Here is a 20,345-nt window from a genome sequence, read left to right on the forward strand (position 1 = left end):
ATGACCTCCGCGATTCATATTAATGTTTGCAATATACCTTTATTGTATCACATTGAGCACTTACTTTTATACTTTTAATATTGAAAGTTTTCCCTTCCCCAGTGTTAACAATATCGAGTAATTGCTCTTGATGAGCAGTGGTAAGCTTGATTTCAGGATCAAAGATGCTCACCAGTCTTTGCCACAATCGACGTTGGATAGACAACGGCTTCTTACGTAACCCCCTACGAGATATAAACGCGCCCTCATCAGAGATAGTTACTAACTCATCAAACGCCATATCCGTTAAATTAGAAATAAGAGAAATGTCTTCGCGTACAGAAGCCCCTAGCCTTACTATAGCATCGATAACGATAGGATTAATGGCTTTTAACTCAGGTATAATGCAATGACGAATTCTATTTCTTTGATATCGTACATCCTCATTTGTACTATCTATACAGTAAGAAATATCTTTCTCTTTTAAATATAGAAGTAATTCTTCTTTTGTGACATCTAACAGAGGTCTTACTACTGGAACAGTATAATCATTACTAACAACGGCCATGCCTGTCAAACCATTAAGTCCAGTCCCTCTAATAAGATGTGCTAAAATTGATTCTGCTTGGTCATCTTTATGATGAGCTACTGCAATATAGTCATACCCCTCAGACTGTGCTATACCGGTTAGCCATTGATACCGAACTTGGCGGCCTATAGTTTCCTCTGATAGCTTTTGAGCTTGACTCAATTTAGGCACGTCAAAGACAGCCGTATAAAATGGCAGTCCTAGTACGTCCGCTTGATTTCGTAACCATAGGACCTCATCCTTACTTTCAGGACGAATACAATGATCTACGATAGCAACTCCAAGCTCATATACTGTATGGCGATGTGTAGCAATATCTTGCAATAAATGCAATAAAGCCATCGAATCAGGACCACCAGAACAAGCTACCAAGATACGACAATTCTCAGGAAATATATCATGTAATTTTAAAGTGTGATTAACGGTTCGAATGAGTGCTTTCACATTCACGGGCCATCGCCTCCATACCATCTTGGTCGCTCACAAATACATGAGGGACCTCATAGGAATCCATAAAGGACGTTAAAATCTCTGCCCCAGCAACAATAATGTCGGCACGCCCAGCGGGTAAACCTTTTACTTGTAGTCTCTCATCACGACTCATATACCGCAATTTCATAATAATGCCTTCCACCGTTTCACGGCTCAATTTATGACCTTGTACCTTTGTGCCATCATAATGGTCTAAACCTAAATCAATAGCAGCCAAGGTTGTTAGGGTTCCTCCAATACCGATAAATTCACCAAATTCACCTTCAATCATCATCGGATCCCAAAGAAAACGAGTTTCCTCCCACACTCGTTGAGGCCCTTCGTCAGATATAGATTGAAGGCGTACCGCTCCCACAGGATAAGAACGACTCCAGTACACTCCGTCCTTGTTACCTAATGCAAGTTCTGTACTACCTCCACCAATATCGATGGTCGTATAATGACGTCCATCCTTTAATTGATCTCCTAACGCACCATTAAAACCATAAATAGCCTCTTCAGCACCAGATAAAATTCGCCACTCCATGGGACAGTATTCATTAATACGTTCCATAAATGCAAGTCCATTGGCTGCTTCACGAACAGCACTCGTCGCAAAACCAAAGCAATAGTCAGCACCGTATTCATTTGCTATTTTTTGTATATCCGTAAAGGCTTGATAGGATGCTTCCATGGATTCATCTCGCAAGGTACCATCTGTATTTCGTTGACCTAAACGGGTAGTCCACAACTGCTTAGGCTCATAACGCCACTCGTTATTCTCATAGGTAGCCAATAATAAACGCACCGAATTAGAGCCAATATCTATAATTGCTAACTTCATAATTGCTCCTTACATATAAATAGCATTTTTCTAATACTATTATAGCGTTAATACTCTATACATAAGTAAAGAGATGGCTAGATGCCATCTCTCACTATTAATCTCGACGACCACCTCGGCCTCCGCGTTTTCCTTCGGTATTGCGTTTTAAATCGTGTAATCGTTCATTGCTATCGCGCAAGAATGATTTCATCTTCGCTTCGAAAGACTCTATGCTTTGTTTCGATTGAACACGATGAGGACGTTTTTCTTCGTCCATCCCCTCTTTAGGTTGTGTTTGACGAATGGAAAGTCCTATTTTATTACCATCAATAGATAAAACCTTAACCTTTACCGGATCCTCAACTTTTAAAAGGGTATTAATATCTTCGATATATCCATGAGCTACTTCAGAGATATGAACTAACCCTGTTTGCTTTTCTCCTAAATCAACAAATACGCCGAATTTTGTAATACCTGATACGGTACCATCAATAATGTTACCAACTTCGATTGCCATGCAACCTCCTAATTAATGCGGAAACCTTAAACTACAAACTGATGCAAAGAAAAAATAATAGAATACACTCTATTTTACATATGGTACTTCACCAGGCTTTACCAATCCTAACTCCTCACGAGCAAGCCCTTCTATGGTCTTTGGATCTTGTAACCTAGCCTTTTCCTGTTCTAACTCTTCATTTCGCTGCTGTAACTCTTGCAATTGTTGCTCTATATGTTGTTTTTCTTGATATACAGCCACCAAGCGATAAGCCTGCCCTAACAGTAACAGCACCATAATCCCTATGCCAATCCGCTTGATCCACATGAGGATAATACGCTGATCCTGTGCTTTGCGATTAGGACGAACCCGTTTGCGTGGCCTTTTTGGGCGTTGTACATCCATAGTGTCCTGAGTCATAATGTCCCCCAAATATTCATCATCTGTATACTGTCATTTTTAGATTATACCACATAACAGAGCTTGGGACTAAAGAAAATTACAGATATTTCTCATTAAGAACGATAACATAAATCCGTATAAATTTAAAACTCCATATGCAATGTAAACTTTCTATATACAAAAGTAAATATCCACTTACATAGTCTCAGCCTTTGCAACATGTTCACGAATGACAGCACAAGAAGCTTTAAATAAGGCTAGCTCTTCATTGGTTAGTTGCAGTTCAAAAACATCTTCGATGCCATCTTTACCAATAACAGCAGGAGTAGATGCAAATATTCCTTCTTCTCCATATTGTCCATTTAAATAACAGGAGCAAGGCAATACCTTCTTTTCATCATGGAATACGGCGCGAATCAATTCTGTGGTAGCACTCGCAATACCAAACTCCGTAGAACCTTTACCAGCTAGTACATGATAGCCACCAATTTTAACATCATCTAGTACTTTTGTATGGTCAAGTTTAGGAAATCTATGAGGTAGCTCTCGATATAATTCTAAAAGTGGTTTACCTTGTACACAGACATGGGACCACGGCACCATGGCACTACCTCCATGTTCACCTAAACAGTAGGCCGTAATAGAGCGATTACTAATAGTAAAGATATGAGCTAATTCTTTTTGCAATCTAGCTGAATCTAGAGCGGTTCCCGTTGAAATAATACGCTTAGGATTCCACTCAAGATGTTTACATAAATAGGTAGCTACCACATCAGCAGGATTAGAAATTGAAATGATGAAACCTTGAAAAGAAGACTGCTTAATACGTGGAATAACATCTTTTAGTACAGCCACTGTTTCACCAAGGCTCTCAAGGCGATCCTGATACAAATTCGGCAAAGGCCCCGCACTAAAAACGAGGATATCACAATCTCCACATTCTTCAATAGGGCCTGAGGTAGCAGTTACTTGATGTGGAATATAGCTAACGGCATCATTAATATCCATAGCTTGCGCCTGAGCTTTTTTCTCGTCAATATCCATCAAATATAATTCATCAACCTCACCTTGCAAGGCTAAAGAAAATGCCACATGAGAGCCTACATGGCCAGTGCCAATAATACCTACCTTACGTAACTTCATAAGAGCCTCCATACCTTAGCATAAAACGATAGCATATCCTCAAATGCCAATTATTTAAATCACGTATATCTGTATATGATTTATCTTAATAGAATCATAACTCATTTAAATTCATCTCATCCAGATTGAGTGGGAACAAATCTTTTCCTTCCATCGCTTGAGGAGATTTTTCTAAATATTGTTTACGCATGGACCATAAAATATCCAAATCTGTAGGATCCAATTTTGATAATGCATATATCATAGTAAAGTCAGAACCATAGTGCCCACGTAAGCTATCAGGTACACCCTTAGAGCCTTCACCACTAATGCGGTTATTAAAGAACCCTTGGATACGACGATTATCTAAATCTATAATAATAAAACCTGATCCATCATACACATATAATGTATGATTAACACGTTTTAATGCACGTACTGTATTCGTAATAAAATACTGGTCCTTCAAATCAATGAGGGACGACTCATAACCAGAATGGTAAAAGTCACCATAATAATGGGCCCCTCCATCGGTAGAGTCCAACAAACTTTTAAATTCGTCTTGCTCATCATTACTGAAGTCAGACAATGCTTTTACCTTTGTTATATTCCGTAAACCTCGTTGGTAATCACCCGATTTAGGAGGTTCTATATGTTGCCCTCTAAAGGTAATGGGCATCAAGCGAAGTGTATTATCAGATAAATTATAAATCCCTAGTCCTTCATAACCTAAGAAATACACTTGCGATCCACTGGTCTTCATAGCTAATATTCGTTTTGAAATAATGGCATCACTAGAATTAACCAGTGTATGCGCTTCTGGATCAATACGTACTGTTTTGCTATCATAATTTGCCCCTACAGCAAGCCAGTAAGATATGCCCATTATAATAAGTGCCAGTACAAATAATCCAATACGTTTTATATTCATCTACACTCTCCATGACTCCCCAATCATAAAACGTAAGAGCATGCGTACAATCTGTATCATGTTTACAATGTATCTAACATTAGCTTATATACGATTCTAGCTTATACCTCCAATTGAGATAATCGGTCGGCAACCTTAACCCCTTTATATGTGAAAGTTGGTAACAGCTGAGATAGCGGTTCTAGTACAAAATTACGATTCCAAAAATGAGGATGCGGTATCACAAGACTTTCATCACACAGAGAAATCATTTTCCCCTCTGTATCGTACACTAAAATAATATCCAAATCTAATGTGCGAGGGCCCCAATGAATCAATCGTTTTCGTCCAGCCGCCTGCTCTAATTGCTGAATAAGGCTGAGCATTTGATGTGGTTCTAGAGTGCTTTCACAAGACCATACGCCATTAACAAAGGTATCTTGTTCCGTATATCCCCACGGCTCAGTTTCAATAAGAGAAGAAGTGACTAGCTTAGAAATTGCCCCATGTTGTTGTAAGGATTGAAAAGCAGAATTGATGTAGTCACTCTTGTCCCCTATATTCGAGCCTACACTGATGTAATAGGTATACATCAAATTTGTCCTCTTGTAGTGATAACCTCAACATAATCCAAAATGCCTGAAATCGGTACAGATGGTTTACGCACCGTTACAGAGAGACCTACAATACCTTGATAATGTTGGTACAAGGAATCGGCGATAAGCGCCCCTAATCGTTCTAAAAGATTGTACTTTTCACCAGTCATAATTGATTCTACAATTTCATATACCTCTACATAATTGATTGAGTCCTCTAATTGATCACTTTGACCGGCCTTTGTAAGATCAGTTATTATTTCTACATCTACAAAAAATCGTTGCCCTTGTTCTTGCTCAGATGCCAAATTTCCGTGGTATCCGTAGAATGCCATATTTTTTAAAACGATTCTATCCATTATTCACCTCGTAACAAGCCGTCTGCTACAGCTAAGGCGCGTTTGTGCATTTTCACATTGTGAACACGCACCATGTCAACGCCTTGGAATACACCTGTAATACAAGCAGCTACCGTACCTTCATCGCGATCTTCTGGAGGCAATCCGCCTAACATAGATCCGATGAAACGCTTGCGGCTTGGAGCAAGTAAAACAGGATATTCGTAAGCCGTTAACTCACCCAAGCGTTGCATAACTTCAATATTTTGTTCTTCAGTTTTACCAAAGCCAATACCTGGGTCAAGCCAGATTTGTTGTGGCGTTACCCCCTCTTTCAACGCTTTATCGATAGCACAGAAGAAGAATGCTTTCATATCTTCAATAATATCACCATAATTTGTATCATTACTATTATGCATGATGATAACAGGTACCTTATATTTAGCCACTACTGCGGCCATGTCAGGATCATAATGTAAGCCCCATACATCATTTAGAATATGTGCCCCTTTTGAGAAGGCATATTCTGCGGTTTTAGCATGATATGTATCGATAGACACAGGAACTGTAGAGGCCTGTAAGACAGGCTCTATTAATAGAGATAAGCGTTCTATTTCCTCGTCTGCGGTCAAAGGTGTAGAACCAGGGCGTGTAGATTCAACGCCTAAATCGATAATATCTGCACCATCTTCAATCATTTGTTTTACATGAGCAATAGCTGTTTCTGGTGTATTAAATTTTCCCCCATCAGAGAAGGAGTCAGGTGTACCATTCAGTATACCCATGATAAGGGTACGATCACACAAAGATAAGTTTTTGCCATCATTCCATGTATAATTTCTACGTTTAAACATTTACCTGTCCTCCGCCTAACATTGCCAACGCTTCATCCCTTACTGTACCTGTTTCAGCTAATACGCCTCGGCTTTCTAATGTAATTACCTTTGAATCTTGCTGCATAGTTCCTTTAATAAGCATACATAATTGAGTCGATGTAATACGAACAAAAACACCATGAGCAGATAAATCATTCATTATCGCATCTGCTAATTCAGATGCTAACCGCTCTTGTAATTGCGGTCTGCGACTGAGTATATTAACAACATCTTGAAACTTACTGAGCCCTGCCACACATCCATCCTTGGGTTGATACACAATGTCTACAGTCCCAAAGAATGGCAATAAGTGGTGCTCACACATAGAATAAAAGGGAATACCTGTAACGGCTATAAGTCCCTTGTAATCAGTGCTAAACGTTTCACCCCATACCGATTTTGTTTCGACTCCTACGCCACTAAATAACTCACCATATAATTCTGTTACACGACTTGGTGTCTTTTCTAACTCTGGTGCCTCTGTATCAACAGATAAAGCCTCTAAGAATTGCTTTATCCCGTCATTTGCACGTTGATTCATCGGTCCTCCTAAACAATCTTTGTCGTCCAATCTTCAATATTCCAAATATCCGTAACCCAATCTTGATAGAATTCAGGCTCGTGACTTACCAATATAATTGTACCTTTAAAATCACGTAGTGCACGGCTCAGTTCTTCTTTTGCATATATGTCTAAATGGTTAGTCGGTTCGTCTAGGACCAACACATTGTACTTATTCTGCATGAGCTTACATAGGCGAACCTTCGCATTCTCACCACCTGAAAGTACGCGCATTTGAGACGTAATATGTTCATTTGTAAGGCCACAACGAGCTAATGCTGCACGCACCTCTGCATTTGTCATCGCCGGATATTCATTCCAAATATAATCTAATGCTGTTTCAGAATTAGATGGCGTATCCTCTTGGGCAAAATAGCCAACTTGTAAGAATTCACCTTTTACCAACTCACCACTAACAGGCTTTAATAGACCTAAAATAGTCTTCAACAACGTTGTTTTACCTAAACCATTGACACCGCGAATAGCAATTTTTTTGTTTCTTTCAATTTGAAAGTCTACTGGTCTTGTTAATGGTTCATCATAACCTAATTGCAATCCAAAAGCCTCTACGATAAAGCGACTTGGCGTACGGCCTTCTTTAAAGCCAAAAGTGGGCTTGATATACTCTTTTGGCTTTTCTAGAATTTCCATCTTTTCTAAGCGCTTTGCTCGAGAATTTGCCATACCACGTGTTGCAACGCGCGCTTTATTGCGCTGAATAAAGTCTTCCATACGCTCAATCTCTTGCTGTTGACGTTCATACGCCTTAGCTGCTTGCGCTTTTTTCACCTCGTAAGCAGCTTGGAACTGATGATAATCACCAGTATAACGCGTAAGCACCGCTTGTTCGATATGGTAAATAACATTGACTACGGAGTTTAAAAACTCCATATCATGAGAAATCAAGATAAAGGCATTTTCATAATTTTGCAAATAGTTTTGCAACCACTGAATATGCTCCACATCAAGATAGTTTGTCGGTTCGTCTAAGAGCAAAATAGTCGGTTTCTCTAGTAATAGTTTTGTGAGCAAAACCTTGGTACGTTGACCACCGCTGAGCTCTATTACATCTCGATCTAAGCCGATATCCATAAGTCCCAATCCGGCAGCGGTACGCTCAATAACCGCATCAATTTCATAGAACCCACGTTGCTCAAGAATTTCTTGCCATTCCCCTACCTGTTCAAGTAGCTTATTCATTTCATCTTCGGACACATCACCCATGCGATTATACGCATCGTTAATGTTTTGCTCCATGACGAATAAATCATCAAAAGCACGTTGTAATACATCACGGATGGTCATACCTTTTTCAAGAACAGCATGTTGATCCAAATACCCAACAGTTACCTGATTGGACCATTCAATTTTCCCCTCATCAGGTGGCAATTTACCTGTAATGATATTAAGAAACGTAGATTTACCTTCACCATTTGCACCAATGAGGCCTACATGTTCACCTTTTAGCAAACGGAATGATGCATCATCTAAAATTTGTCGCGCTCCAAAACCATGAGTTACATTTGAAACGGTTAAAACACTCATATCTATCTCCACCGGAATAAAAGCCGTCTTGTTGAAGACGGCTTATTTCATACTTACTTAAATATTATATCTATTGTACCTTTTTGACCTCTATATGTCAAAAATTGAACTTACTTACACATCGCATAACGCAAGGCTACAACAGCCATAATCTTAGCACCCTTAATCGCTTGGTCTAACCCATAGTCAGATCCAGCAGCACAAGTAAATTCTGGCGTATGCGCTTCTAAACCTAATCCAATCTGCAAGGTAGGCTGTGCTGTTGGTACTTCGTAAGACACATTACCTACATCAGTGCTACCATCCGCCTCATCATCAGGCAATATACGTGGGCTTTCACCAAATTCAGTCATCACATCTTTAAAGAGATTTAATAACTGTTTATCTTGACGCATATCCTTAAAGAGTGGCTCATAGTGATGCATCTCAACTTGAGCTCCATAGGATGAACCGATTTCTTGGGCTGCCTCTTTAATAGCCGGCAAAATAATACCTTCTAAATCATCCACTGTACTACCACGAACAGTCATACGAATCGTAGCCTTTGGTGTAACCACATTTGGTGCCGTACCTGCCTCTGTAAAGATGGCACCTACAATAGCACCTTTAGGAAAGGTCTTTTTTAAATCTTTTACCCTTTGATATAAGTCTACCGCACAATCTAAGGCATTGATTCCTGAATCTGTTAAGGATGCAATATGACAAGAACGTCCATGGAACGTAACCTCTAGAGGATGTGTCGCCAATGATGTACCTCCCACCTCATTTTCTCCACCTGGATGAATGATAAGTGCTGCCTCATAGCCTTTAAAAAGACCGGCTTCTGCCATATATACCTTACCACCGATAGTTTCCTCTGCAGGGCACCCAAAGAATGTTGTACCCCAATCCTGTGGTGCACTTTGACTAAAAGCAACAGCAGCACCTAAGCTCATCATAGCAATAAGGTTATGACCACAGCCGTGGCCTAGTTCCGGTAACGCATCATATTCACCTAAGAAGGCTATTTTATGCCGTGCAGTACCGTTATAGTCGCCCCGTAACGCTGTTTGTAACTCTGGCCGATTAGTTAGACTTACATGAGATATAAAATTATGTGTTTCTAAGAATTGGTGAATTACCTTTACTGCTTTATGCTCATTCAAGCCCAATTCAGGATTATCGTGTAAATATATGGAAACTGCACGCAATTCCCGTGCCATACTATCTATGATGGCACAGGCGCGAGCCTCTCGTTCTTGTAGTGTCATAACTCCCCTTGTTATTATCTAATATCTTATTACCTATTATTTTATTACCTAATATCACGGTAACTACTATTTTTATCTAATATCTATTTGCCTATTAAGTAAAATCGTTCATCCAAAAGCTCTTAACTATTTCGTATAAGGATGAACGATGATGGTATTAGAAATATATCTAAAGCTAATCGTCGCTCCTAGCGGTAATGTTTGATGTGGCGCCCCATGTCCCGTTGGCACATAGCATACAAAAGGATCTGGTAATTTTGGATTTCTATTTTCCTCCATATAGCGCAATGCTTCATAACCTAAATCGTAATCACGCTCATCTTCATCTCCTTCACAATCTGTAAAGATACCAATGACTAAGCCTTTAATACGGCTCAACAAACCGCTGAGTCGAAATTGTTGTAACATGCGATCCAGCTTATAAGGAGCCTCCCCTACATCTTCAATAAATAGTAAGGTATCTTCCCATGATTCATTCTCTAAAAAATAAGGCGTTCCCGATAACATGGATACCATCGTCATATTACCACCTCGTAAAATACCCTCACCGAGTTCTGTGCCAATCGCACCTCGGGGAGGCTCTGGCAAGGGTTCTATAACTTTTAATTTGCCTTCTAAAGCATTAAATAGCGTATCAATATCTGACTTACGGTCTAATTTAAAATCTACCCCCATAGGTCCATGATAAGTAATGAGGCGGCTATATCGATTAATAGCCATATGAAGTGCTGTACAATCACTATATCCAACAAAAGCCTTCCGATACTTACGAATCGCTTTATAATCTAATAAATCTAAATAGCGCATCGTGCCATAACCACCGCGCAAGGCAAGAACCGTATCACAAGGAGCCACAGTCATCATGTATTGAAATTCTACGGCTTGCTCCTCAGGTGTGCCTCCATATAGCCCCTTTCTCCTTGCACTTTCACCTACAAGCACCTTATAGCCTTTAGCCTTACAAATTTCTTCTATTCTATGTAAATCTTCATCGCTAGCACTAGCAGGTGCCATAATACCTATGGTCATCCCCGGTGCCAAACGTTTTGGTTCAATCCAGTCCATATATCCTCAGAAAATACCTGTTAACTTATAATATATTAATATTCCCATACAACAAAAGACGTACACAAAGTGTACGTCTTAAGTGTATCTTATTTGTATGCTTTTTTAAAGTCAACAAGTCCCAATGTGGTCCAGAAATAATTTTGAATTGTTCCGTTTGTCACATATGGTTGTGTTGTAAAGTACAACGGCATAACAAGAGATTCATCAAAAATCATCTTTTCTGCTTCATGCATCAACGCATCACGAGCCGCCCCATTTGGAGTTGTACGAATACGTGCAATCAACTCATTATACTCATCACTATGATACTGACCATCGTTATCTTCAGCAGAGAATACCTCTAAAAAGTTTTGTGGATCGCTATAATCGGCAACCCAAGAAGCGCGAGCTACTTGGTACTTGCCAGCTTCACGGTCTGCCAAGAATACCTTTGTCTCTTGATTTTGTAAGCGTACATCTGCGCCAAATGCATTTATCCATGCATCTTGAATCGCTTCTGCAATAGCTTTATGTAATTCACTTGTATTATACAAAATCGTAATTTGCGGCAATGGACGATTCTTGCCATAGCCAGCCTTTTTCAGGATTTCCTTGGCTTGCTCTACATCTTCGTATACGAGATAGCTACCAGCTTCACGGAAGTCTTCACGACCATTGCTTTCAAGCATACCATATGGTACGAATGCATAAGCTGGCTCTTTACCGCCTCTAACAATATTATTAACAATATTAGCACGGTTGATAACCATAGAAAAGGCTTTACGCACATCTGGATCTGTGAAAGGTTCTGCTTTCACATTGAATACGTAATAGTAGTTACCAAGCATAGGGCCAATATGTAATAGGCCGGCTTCTTCTAGACGTTTTTGATCCGCTACAGGAGGCTCAACCGTCATATCAGCTTCGCCACCTTCAACTAAGGTAAGGCGTGTACTTTGAGACTCACTAATAGGCCAATTCATTTTCTCTGTCTTCACAGATTCTGCATCCCAATAGTTTGGATTCTTAATGAAATCCATTTCCCCATTATGCTTCCAAGAAAGTAAACGATATGGACCATTAGATACTATTGTTTCCGCATTAGCCGCCCAGTTTTCGTGAGCTTCTACTGCTTTTTTACTCACTGGGTAATAGCTATGAGACGCTAATAATTTCAAGAAATAAGCCGTTGGATTTTCTAAGGTAACTACCAATGTATCCTCATCAATAGCTTTAACCCCAACATCTTCAGCTGCAGCTTTACCCGTATTAAAAGCTTCACCATTTTCCAATACATATAACATATATGCATTATCCGCATGGACTTCAGGGTCTAATACGCGCTTCCAAGCGTATTCAAAGTCATAAGCCGTCAAAGGCTCTCCATTGGACCATTTTAAATTAGGTCGTAAATGGAAGGTATACTCACGACCATCATCGGAGATGTCCCAATTTTTAGCAAGTGCTGCTTCAGGTTCACTTTCATCATTCAAACGAACTAGACCATCGAATAATTGAAGTTGAACCGTAGCCTCCGGAGAGGTAGTAGACTTTGCGGGATCCAATGTGGATGGTTCCTGCTCAATAACATAGCGGATTGTGTGTTCATCGATTGGTTGAACACCACGAGGGTACCCAAATACGAATAAGAGTACGCTCACCCCTAGAGCGAGGACCATGAGTTTTAACAAGTTTCGTTTATCCATCATGGCAATGCTTCCTCTACAAATTCTTTCATGATGCGCCCAACTCGAGCGCCTAACTCTTTACCTCGGTCATTATCGATATCGCTCATTAAAAGGATAAAACAAAAATGACCCCTAAATGTTTCTATTACACCCCCATCATGTTCTACACGATCAAGGGATCCTGTTTTATGGTGAAAGCGTATGCCTTCTCCCCAGTAAAATGGTAAGATATCACGGAATTGTTGGCGACCTAAGATATTCCACATTTCTCTGCCATAAGCATCTCTATCACGACATTCAAAAATGTGTTTATACAAACGAGCTAACGACATAGCTGTAATGTGATTATCATGACCTTCAGCTAGGGCGTTAAGGTCCATCATCATACGATTAAGCTCCATCTCATCCACACCAAGCTTTTCTGCACGAGCATTGATATTTTCCATGCCGAGCACTGTGATGAGTAGATTTGTTGCGATATTATCACTAAGAACCATCATGAGACGACATAACTCAAGATATGTAAAACTATGTTTACCAACTAACTCTTGTAGTGCGCCGCCACCTTCAACGCGTGGAGTTCTAGATAAAGGAACTGTATCATTAATGTCCAATTGCTCAGTACGCGCTAAATGAAAGACATATTCCATGATAAGTACCTTAATTAAACTCGCACTAGAATGTACAGTATTTTCACCTCTAGCTGCGATGAGTGTTGGTTCCTCTTCATCATCAAATTGTAGCACCGCATAAGATATATTCCCTGCTGGTGCCAATTCTTTAATGACTGTATCTAGTTGATGTTCCAAGGACTTGCCAACAATTAGTTTTTCCATACTATTCTCCCATTATATGTGCCAGCATGCGATGCGGCGATCTGCCCAATCTCTAAGTGGCGGACGTTCTGTAAAACAACGCCCTTCCGCTTCTGGACATCGACCACTAAACAGACACCCTTTTGGTGGATCTAGTGGATTTGGTGGATCCCCTTTAAGCGGTGCCCCAATTGGTGCATGTGGCATAACTGGACCATTTAAGGCCGTCAATGCACGGGTATACGGATGCTGAGGGAATTCATATAAGTCCAATGCAGGACCTTCTTCCATGACGGCACCTAAATACATAACAACCATGCGATGACTAATGTAGCGCACCATATTTAAATCATGAGAAATAAAGAGGTACGAAATACCATGTTGTTCTTGTAACCGTTCTAGTAATGTCATAATTTGCACTTGGATAGATACATCTAATGCAGAAATCGGCTCATCACAAATGATACATTGAGGCTCCATAATAAGAGCCCGTGCAATGCCGATACGTTGACGTTGCCCACCAGATAGTTCATGAGCATAACGCTCACCAAATGACATATTTAAGCCAACTTGGTCAAGCACCTCTTTTACACGAATCACGCGATCTCGGGGTGTATACTTTGGATCCAGTTCTAAAGGCTCCTCTAAAATTGCATTAACCGTAAGCCGCGGATTAAGGGATGCATAAGGATTTTGAAATACCATTTGCATCACCGGGTGAACAGACTCTCTATCCACATAAGGGTTGATATGTCGACCATTCATATAAATAGAACCAGATGTAGCTTGATATAAACCCATCAAAGTGTAACCAAATGTAGATTTACCACATCCAGATTCACCTACGATACCTAGGGTTTCCCCTGGTGATTGATATAGACTCACGCCTTGTACGGCGTGTACCGTTTGTTTTGGCTTAAATAAGCCGCCTGACAGGGTGAACTCTTTAACGAGATTGTCAGTCTCCCATACGTAACTCATTAAAGTCCCTCCAACTTAGCTAACCAACATGTAAACTGGTGACTTTCACCAACATTTGTAACCATCGGAACCCGACTACCGCAGATTCGCATAGCCCATTTACAACGAGGATTAAATGCGCATCCACGAGGTAAATCAAATAGATCAGGTGGTTGACCTTCAACAGCCTTCAATTCGCCGTGCCATTTACCTTGAGGCAATGCAAGCAACAGCCCCAAAGTATATGGATGACGAGGCTCGCTAAAAATACCATCTACTGTAGCAGACTCAACACATTTACCTGCGTACATAACCATAACCCGATCACAAATTTGAGCAATAACACGTAGGTTATGAGAGATAAAGATAATCCCTATGCCAGCCTCTACGGCTAATGTTTGCATAAGGCGCAAAATTTGTGCCTCTGTAGTAATATCAAGAGCTGTTGTGGGCTCATCACAAATCAAAATCTTAGGACGACCGGCCACTGCCATGGCAATACATACGCGTTGACGCATACCGCCACTCAACTCATGAGGATATTGAGATAACCGGCGTTCCGGTGTAGACAGACCCATCTTCTTCAATAAATCGATGGCAATGGCCCTTTCATCGTAATCTTCACCATACGCATTTGTACGATGAATAACCTCATACATTTGCTCTCCAATGGTCATGATAGGATTCAAGGAGGTCATAGGATCTTGGAACACCATGGCAACCGTCGTACCACGAAGTTCATTCCAATCATCTTCAGTAAATCCTAAACAATCATGACCATCAATCATGCATGTATCCGCTTTAATTTTAGTTTTACCATATGGCAATAAGCCCATTAAAGAGTTAACTAAAACGGATTTACCACACCCAGATTCCCCGACTATACCTAAAATCTCACCAGGGTATAAAGAAATATCTTGATTGCGAATAACTCGCAACAGACCTTGAAAGGTATTGATGGTAATAGATACATTACGTACATCAACAATAGCATTATTCATTATCTATCTCCTTCCTTAGGGTCTAATACATTGCGTAAACCGTCGCCAAAAAATGCGAAACCAAGCATGGTAATACTAATAGCAACAGCTGGGAAAATCAATTGGAACGGATAAGAGCGCATGCTACTAATACCTTCAGAAGCTAGTACGCCCCAGCTCGCCATAGGTGCATTTACACCTAAACCGATAAAACTAAGAAATGCTTCTGTAAAAATAGCCTCAGGAATGGCCAATGTTAAAGTAATAATGATCGGCCCTACACAGTTTGGTAAAATATGACGCAATAAAATTCGATGCTTAGGAATACCCATAGCTTCTGCTGCAATGATGTATTCTTCGTTTTTAACTTTCAAAATTTGGCTGCGTACGATACGGGCCATATTAAGCCAATACGCAATCCCCAACGCTACAAAAATAGAGATTAGCCCAGGCCCAAGTACAACCATCAATAAGATTACGTATAGTAAAAGTGGAATACCGTACAAAACATCTACGATCCCCATCATGATACGGTCTACCTTGCCACCTATATAACCCGCAATACCGCCATAAGCAACGCCAATCACAAGATTAATAAAAGCTGCTACAAAACCAATGGTTAAGGAAATACGAGCGCCGTACATAACACGCGTATAGATATCACGGCCCAATGTATCCGTACCAAACCAATGGCTAAAGCTTGGACTTTGGTTCGCATCAATTAAGGATTGGTCCGCATAGGTATAAGGTGAAATAAGTGGACCTAGAATAGCAAGTACCATCATCACAATAATGATGGTTGCACCAACTACAGCTAAACGATTTACCTTAAATCGTTCCCATTTACTAGGACGTTTTATAAAGCTAGTAATCTCTTCTTGAGGGGCTCGTTCAATAGGTAAAAAGTCTTCCTTATTCATCTGTCCCCTCCTCCGTTGTAACTCGTGGATCGATTAATGGATAAATCATGTCCACCAAAATATTAAGAAATACTACAAGTGCACTATAGAAAATCGTAATACCAAGAATAACCGTATAGTCTCGGTTATAAATAGATGTTACAAAATACTGACCTAAACCAGGAATCGCAAAAATTGTTTCTACGATAAAGCTGCCTGTTAACAAACTAGCTGCCAATGGACCTAAGTACGTAATAACTGGCAAAATTGCATTGCCAAGGGCATGACGTGTCAAAATGGTCCAAGAACCTAGACCTTTTGCGCGAGCTGTACGAATGTATTCTTGTTGATAAACGTCAAGTAAACCACTGCGCGTTAAGCGAGCAATAAATGCCATCGGTTGCGCTGCTAATGTCAACACAGGTAACACCATGTAAGAGGGGCCACGCCATAAGGCTACCGGGAACCATCCCAATTCAAAGCCTACTATGTACACAAGAACAGCACCGATAATAAATGTTGGTACCGAAATCCCTATTGTAGATAATACAGTTACCGCATAATCTACAATGCTATTAGGTCTCATGGCACTAATCGCACCAGCTGTAATACCACCAACTATAGCTACCATTAAAGATAATAAGCCAAGCTGTGCGGAAATTGGGAATGCATCACCAATTATATCGTTTACACTACGGCCTTCATATTTAAATGATGGGCCCAAGTCACCTGTAATGACGCCACCTAAATAATCTCCATACTGTTTCCATACAGGATCATCGAGATGATATTTAGCCTCGATACTTGCTTTCACCTGAGGCGGTAATTTCTTTTCTGTTGTAAAAGGCCCACCAGGTATCGCATGCATTAATGCAAATGTTACGGTAATGATGACCCATAAGATTATGATTGCGCCACCTAGGCGTCGAAATACATACCTCGTCATTGTCACTTTCCTCCATAAAAAGTTTATTCGTTTTATTATACTACATTATGAAGTTAATTTCATGATTAACATCATTACATTTACAGAAAGGCTCACATAACGTACAATAAAATATATGATTATTTGGAGGTGTCTATGGTAGCAGTACCTAGAGTTTTAACAATTCAAGACATGAGCTCTATCGGACGCTGTGCCCTTACTGTTATGATTCCTATCATCAGTGCCATGCGCTGTCAGGCGGTTCCTTTGGCGACAGCGGTACTAAGCAATCACTTAGAGTATCCACACTATGAATTCGTTGATTTATCTGCTCATATGAGAGATTTTATGGACTGCTGGGATAAAAACGAAATTGACTTTCACGCTATCGTAAGTGGATTCTTGGCATCACCAGAACAAATTCACCTCGTTGAAGAAGCAATCGATCGATTTGCCTCTAATGGTCAGATGGTTATCGTCGATCCCGCAATGGCCGATGATGGTCGCCTCTATTCCATTTATACTCCTGATATGGTTGTAGCTATGCGCCAACTTGTATCTAAGGCCCACATCGTAAAGCCAAACTATACTGAGGCATGCTTCTTATTAGATATTCCATTCTCAACAAATCCTATTAGCGAAGATGAATTACGTGAGCGATGTAAACAATTACATCACATGGGCCCTGAAATGGTTATCATGACCAGCGTCCCATCGAAAACACATGCTGTTATTGCGGTCTATGATGGACCTACAGACTTTTTAAAAACATACTCTATACCTCTGGTTCCTGTAAAAGCTACAGGGACAGGAGATATTTTTACTGCTGTATTATCTGGTGCTGTAATGAGGGGATATTCTCCTTATGATGCGGCAGAACTGGCAATGAATTTTACTACCAACGCGATTCAAGCAACATTAGATACAGTACAATCGCTAAAACATGGAGTCGCATTTGAGTTAGTTTTGCCAGAATTAACTCAACTATAAGCTATAAATAAAGGGGAACTTATGGATTTACTTTATGTTGTATTACGAACACTGCTCATATGTACCATCGGTTTGCTCATTGCATTCCAAGGACGTCGCATGGGTTTATCGATTTTTAACTTAACGGGACGGTTAAATCGACTACAATTTATCATATGCTTCATCGCTTTAATGATTTTATTTCATATTGTCCACTACATCGATAACATATTCTTAGATTTTGTTGTATCACTACCAGCATATTGGTTGACTAGGGTCATTATTTGGCTCTTATTGGCAACCCTCTTTCCTTTATCTTGTGTCTTATTTGGCCGTCGTATTCACGATATCGGCTTCAATGCATGGGCAGGAATCCTCTGGTCGGTAATCATGATTTTCATCAATACCTACTCTGCCGTATCTCCATTCAATTACATGCTAGAGCTTTTTATATGGCTCATCGGCTTCCTATTCTGGGTATTGCCAGGACAACCTGAGCCTAATCAATATGGCAACCCTCCATTTATGACTGTAAATCGGACAGTTTATGAACCAATACAGACTCCTATATCTAACAAAAAACAAGAAGGTCGAAAAACAGTTCGTAAGCGACGCAAAAAGCGATAATTAAAAATTAACACCCTACAATAAAAAACGTATCTCTATAAGTAATATATACCTTCTTTACTGGACAACCAGTAAAGAGAGTACATATCAAAGAGATACGTTTTTATTATGTCTTCTGTTTTTACAATATTAGTTCATTAACAACATCAACTCAATCAAAGTACAACCTATATATGCAATAATAAACTTAACCTTTTGTTTACGCGCTCTATCATCATCTGCAATTTTAAGTCGATTTGCAAGGAATCGTTTATCTCGAATTTGCAACAAAAGGTGTTTAATTCGCTCTTGGCTTTCATTAGCAGTATACTCATCACAATCAGCTGTCAATGTAGCTTGTTGCATGAAGATGCGTCGGTGTAGTTTACGCATTTGAATTTTAATATTGTTATGTACAAATGCACTTTGCCACTGTTTGCGAGAATCAAAATACATGTACAAATACCGAGGAATATTCATAACCAAGAAGGAAATGATAAAAATCCCTAAGGAAATTAAAAAGTATGTAGAGAATGAAAATTCCAATGTTTCTGTTGGTAAGTAGTGATGCAAGATAATAAATGTAATCCATACACCTATTGGCAATAAAAGAACCGCTGCAATATCGATAGAACGAAGCCAGCTAGTACGAGTTGGCACATCAGGTACTGTAAAAGTATCTACAGGATCATGGAATGCATAGTAATCCAACTGTAACACAGATTGACTGGTACGCGGGTTACCCAAGAGAACGGGTCCATTACTACCAATATGGCGCTCAGGCATGGGTATGAATTTCTTCACTTGTGTATTAGGTAATAAGTCAAACTGAATTATACCCTTCTTCTCAAAGCGTACAGTAGATCCTTTTTCACCTAATGCAATAGGGTTAAAGAAAATACCGAAGAGACTTAGACACCAGTTACCCAACAAGTGTAAAATAGAGTTCAAAATAAACCCACCTGTATCTATATTATTTGTATCTAAACGAATGGCAAAGGATGATGAATAATCATCGAACCATAAATCCTCTAAGGTGAATTCCACATTAATCACATTCCCCCATTTTGTAATAATGGATAGGAATATTTGATTGTTTGGTTCAAATTCAAATGTTACAGCATAAAAGAACCAATGATTACGAAGAGCGGCACGCAACATGCGATTAACCATATCTTCTTCTATATATAATAAGCGATGGTCAAACAAATCTTGTTCTAAAGGTGCTTTTTCTAATACGGGCGCCTTATCCACCACCGCATCTCGATCAGATAATGCTTCATCCACCAAAGCTCGTAATTTGGTGAAGATTTTAGTCATAACCCCTCCAAGGGTGAAATAATAGCTCTTAACACAAAAATTATACCATATATTGCATGATTTATCGATAAAAGTATACTACATATACTATTAAATATAAATATAATTAAAGCCCCTTTTTGCATAGTAAAAGGGGCCTTATTAATGTAGTTAAACATTAGTCATATTATAAT

The 20,345-nt window shown here is 39.7% G+C and carries 22 protein-coding genes; 2 read left to right on the forward strand and 20 right to left on the reverse strand.

All coding sequences use genetic code 11. From position 1 onward, the window contains the following. Nucleotides 1–19: 19 nt before the first annotated feature. The 19 genes from tilS to AAAT26_RS08380 all read right to left on the reverse strand — a co-directional run bounded on the left by tilS (nt 20) and on the right by AAAT26_RS08380 (nt 17,298). Nucleotides 20–1,018, reverse strand: a complete 999-nt coding sequence (tilS, locus tag AAAT26_RS08290) for a tRNA lysidine(34) synthetase TilS (RefSeq protein ID WP_123138494.1) — start codon at nt 1,016–1,018, stop codon at nt 20–22. Further along, nucleotides 987–1,883, reverse strand: a complete 897-nt coding sequence (locus AAAT26_RS08295) for a Ppx/GppA phosphatase family protein (protein WP_123138493.1) — start codon at nt 1,881–1,883, stop codon at nt 987–989. Before AAAT26_RS08295 ends, tilS begins: the two co-directional genes overlap by 32 nt. A 97-nt stretch (nt 1,884–1,980) precedes the next feature. Beyond that, nucleotides 1,981–2,382 carry a S1 RNA-binding domain-containing protein gene (locus AAAT26_RS08300; protein WP_004695410.1) on the reverse strand — a complete coding sequence of 134 codons (402 nt, stop codon included), beginning with the start codon at nt 2,380–2,382 and terminating at the stop codon, nt 1,981–1,983. A gap of 69 nt (nt 2,383–2,451) precedes the next feature. Then, on the reverse strand, nt 2,452–2,784 hold the full coding sequence (locus AAAT26_RS08305; RefSeq protein ID WP_278472532.1) for an FtsB family cell division protein: 333 nt from the start codon (nt 2,782–2,784) through the stop codon (nt 2,452–2,454). A 177-nt stretch (nt 2,785–2,961) separates the two neighbouring features. After that, complete coding sequence (locus AAAT26_RS08310; RefSeq protein ID WP_118091601.1) at nt 2,962–3,909, reverse strand: L-lactate dehydrogenase; 948 nt, start codon at nt 3,907–3,909, stop codon at nt 2,962–2,964. A gap of 94 nt (nt 3,910–4,003) precedes the next feature. Continuing rightward, the gene (locus AAAT26_RS08315) at nt 4,004–4,819 is read right to left on the reverse strand and encodes a hypothetical protein (protein ID WP_278472536.1); all 816 of its coding nucleotides are present in this window, start codon (nt 4,817–4,819) and stop codon (nt 4,004–4,006) included. A 101-nt stretch (nt 4,820–4,920) separates the two neighbouring features. Next, nucleotides 4,921–5,391: a 2-amino-4-hydroxy-6-hydroxymethyldihydropteridine diphosphokinase gene (folK, locus tag AAAT26_RS08320; protein WP_004698513.1), complete on the reverse strand. Its 471-nt coding sequence runs from the start codon at nt 5,389–5,391 to the stop codon at nt 4,921–4,923. Beyond that, entirely contained in the window at nt 5,391–5,753 is a 363-nt protein-coding gene (folB, locus tag AAAT26_RS08325) for a dihydroneopterin aldolase (protein WP_004698484.1), read from the reverse strand. Before folB ends, folK begins: the two co-directional genes overlap by 1 nt. After that, nucleotides 5,753–6,586 (reverse strand): dihydropteroate synthase, encoded by an 834-nt coding sequence (folP, locus tag AAAT26_RS08330; protein ID WP_349209088.1) that lies wholly within the window; start codon nt 6,584–6,586, stop codon nt 5,753–5,755. Before folP ends, folB begins: the two co-directional genes overlap by 1 nt. Further along, complete coding sequence (folE, locus tag AAAT26_RS08335; RefSeq protein ID WP_004695394.1) at nt 6,579–7,148, reverse strand: GTP cyclohydrolase I; 570 nt, start codon at nt 7,146–7,148, stop codon at nt 6,579–6,581. Before folE ends, folP begins: the two co-directional genes overlap by 8 nt. An 8-nt stretch (nt 7,149–7,156) precedes the next feature. Continuing rightward, entirely contained in the window at nt 7,157–8,713 is a 1,557-nt protein-coding gene (locus tag AAAT26_RS08340; RefSeq protein WP_349209089.1) for an ABC-F family ATP-binding cassette domain-containing protein, read from the reverse strand. Between the two features lie 110 nt (nt 8,714–8,823). Continuing rightward, a complete protein-coding gene (locus AAAT26_RS08345) occupies nt 8,824–9,963 on the reverse strand; it encodes an amidohydrolase (RefSeq protein ID WP_008603490.1) in 1,140 nt (379 codons plus the stop codon). A gap of 126 nt (nt 9,964–10,089) precedes the next feature. Next, nucleotides 10,090–11,028, reverse strand: coding sequence for a S66 peptidase family protein (locus tag AAAT26_RS08350; protein WP_004695389.1), 939 nt, complete (start codon nt 11,026–11,028; stop codon nt 10,090–10,092). An 89-nt stretch (nt 11,029–11,117) separates the two neighbouring features. Then, a complete protein-coding gene (locus AAAT26_RS08355; RefSeq protein WP_004695386.1) occupies nt 11,118–12,719 on the reverse strand; it encodes a peptide ABC transporter substrate-binding protein in 1,602 nt (533 codons plus the stop codon). Further along, nucleotides 12,716–13,534: a serine hydrolase gene (locus AAAT26_RS08360; protein WP_105087037.1), complete on the reverse strand. Its 819-nt coding sequence runs from the start codon at nt 13,532–13,534 to the stop codon at nt 12,716–12,718. Before AAAT26_RS08360 ends, AAAT26_RS08355 begins: the two co-directional genes overlap by 4 nt. Nucleotides 13,535–13,546: 12 nt before the next feature. Continuing rightward, nucleotides 13,547–14,494 (reverse strand): ABC transporter ATP-binding protein, encoded by a 948-nt coding sequence (locus AAAT26_RS08365; protein WP_004695381.1) that lies wholly within the window; start codon nt 14,492–14,494, stop codon nt 13,547–13,549. Continuing rightward, nucleotides 14,494–15,474 (reverse strand): ABC transporter ATP-binding protein, encoded by a 981-nt coding sequence (locus AAAT26_RS08370; RefSeq protein ID WP_349209090.1) that lies wholly within the window; start codon nt 15,472–15,474, stop codon nt 14,494–14,496. The genes AAAT26_RS08365 and AAAT26_RS08370 overlap by 1 nt, the downstream gene beginning before the upstream one ends. Then, on the reverse strand, nt 15,474–16,373 hold the full coding sequence (locus tag AAAT26_RS08375) for an ABC transporter permease (RefSeq protein WP_004695376.1): 900 nt from the start codon (nt 16,371–16,373) through the stop codon (nt 15,474–15,476). Before AAAT26_RS08375 ends, AAAT26_RS08370 begins: the two co-directional genes overlap by 1 nt. Continuing rightward, entirely contained in the window at nt 16,366–17,298 is a 933-nt protein-coding gene (locus tag AAAT26_RS08380) for an ABC transporter permease (RefSeq protein ID WP_004695374.1), read from the reverse strand. The genes AAAT26_RS08375 and AAAT26_RS08380 overlap by 8 nt, the downstream gene beginning before the upstream one ends. A 135-nt stretch (nt 17,299–17,433) precedes the next feature. Between AAAT26_RS08380 and AAAT26_RS08385 the strand changes: the two genes are divergently transcribed. Next, nucleotides 17,434–18,267 (forward strand): pyridoxamine kinase, encoded by an 834-nt coding sequence (locus tag AAAT26_RS08385; RefSeq protein ID WP_156696947.1) that lies wholly within the window; start codon nt 17,434–17,436, stop codon nt 18,265–18,267. Between the two features lie 21 nt (nt 18,268–18,288). Beyond that, on the forward strand, nt 18,289–18,873 hold the full coding sequence (locus tag AAAT26_RS08390; protein WP_004695370.1) for a DUF805 domain-containing protein: 585 nt from the start codon (nt 18,289–18,291) through the stop codon (nt 18,871–18,873). Between the two features lie 129 nt (nt 18,874–19,002). Here the strand turns inward: AAAT26_RS08390 and AAAT26_RS08395 are convergent, their stop codons facing one another. After that, nucleotides 19,003–20,172, reverse strand: coding sequence for a hypothetical protein (locus tag AAAT26_RS08395; RefSeq protein WP_004695368.1), 1,170 nt, complete (start codon nt 20,170–20,172; stop codon nt 19,003–19,005). Nucleotides 20,173–20,345 lie beyond the last annotated feature (173 nt).

This window comes from Veillonella parvula (genome assembly GCF_040094895.1).
Taxonomy (GTDB): domain Bacteria; phylum Bacillota; class Negativicutes; order Veillonellales; family Veillonellaceae; genus Veillonella; species Veillonella parvula_L.

Coding starts and splice junctions, on each gene's coding strand:
- AAAT26_RS08380 (WP_004695374.1), bottom strand. CDS start 17,298: ATGACGAGGTATGTATTTCGACGCCTAGGTGGCGCAATCATAATCTTA.
- AAAT26_RS08300 (WP_004695410.1), bottom strand. CDS start 2,382: ATGGCAATCGAAGTTGGTAACATTATTGATGGTACCGTATCAGGTATT.
- AAAT26_RS08355 (WP_004695386.1), bottom strand. CDS start 12,719: ATGATGGATAAACGAAACTTGTTAAAACTCATGGTCCTCGCTCTAGGG.
- AAAT26_RS08365 (WP_004695381.1), bottom strand. CDS start 14,494: ATGAGTTACGTATGGGAGACTGACAATCTCGTTAAAGAGTTCACCCTG.
- AAAT26_RS08345 (WP_008603490.1), bottom strand. CDS start 9,963: ATGACACTACAAGAACGAGAGGCTCGCGCCTGTGCCATCATAGATAGT.
- folP (WP_349209088.1), bottom strand. CDS start 6,586: ATGTTTAAACGTAGAAATTATACATGGAATGATGGCAAAAACTTATCT.
- folE (WP_004695394.1), bottom strand. CDS start 7,148: ATGAATCAACGTGCAAATGACGGGATAAAGCAATTCTTAGAGGCTTTA.
- AAAT26_RS08350 (WP_004695389.1), bottom strand. CDS start 11,028: ATGGACTGGATTGAACCAAAACGTTTGGCACCGGGGATGACCATAGGT.
- AAAT26_RS08360 (WP_105087037.1), bottom strand. CDS start 13,534: ATGGAAAAACTAATTGTTGGCAAGTCCTTGGAACATCAACTAGATACA.
- AAAT26_RS08385 (WP_156696947.1), top strand. CDS start 17,434: ATGGTAGCAGTACCTAGAGTTTTAACAATTCAAGACATGAGCTCTATC.
- AAAT26_RS08315 (WP_278472536.1), bottom strand. CDS start 4,819: ATGAATATAAAACGTATTGGATTATTTGTACTGGCACTTATTATAATG.
- AAAT26_RS08305 (WP_278472532.1), bottom strand. CDS start 2,784: ATGACTCAGGACACTATGGATGTACAACGCCCAAAAAGGCCACGCAAA.
- folK (WP_004698513.1), bottom strand. CDS start 5,391: ATGTATACCTATTACATCAGTGTAGGCTCGAATATAGGGGACAAGAGT.
- AAAT26_RS08340 (WP_349209089.1), bottom strand. CDS start 8,713: ATGAGTGTTTTAACCGTTTCAAATGTAACTCATGGTTTTGGAGCGCGA.
- AAAT26_RS08395 (WP_004695368.1), bottom strand. CDS start 20,172: ATGACTAAAATCTTCACCAAATTACGAGCTTTGGTGGATGAAGCATTA.
- AAAT26_RS08295 (WP_123138493.1), bottom strand. CDS start 1,883: ATGAAGTTAGCAATTATAGATATTGGCTCTAATTCGGTGCGTTTATTA.
- AAAT26_RS08310 (WP_118091601.1), bottom strand. CDS start 3,909: ATGAAGTTACGTAAGGTAGGTATTATTGGCACTGGCCATGTAGGCTCT.
- AAAT26_RS08370 (WP_349209090.1), bottom strand. CDS start 15,474: ATGAATAATGCTATTGTTGATGTACGTAATGTATCTATTACCATCAAT.
- AAAT26_RS08390 (WP_004695370.1), top strand. CDS start 18,289: ATGGATTTACTTTATGTTGTATTACGAACACTGCTCATATGTACCATC.
- folB (WP_004698484.1), bottom strand. CDS start 5,753: ATGGATAGAATCGTTTTAAAAAATATGGCATTCTACGGATACCACGGA.
- AAAT26_RS08375 (WP_004695376.1), bottom strand. CDS start 16,373: ATGAATAAGGAAGACTTTTTACCTATTGAACGAGCCCCTCAAGAAGAG.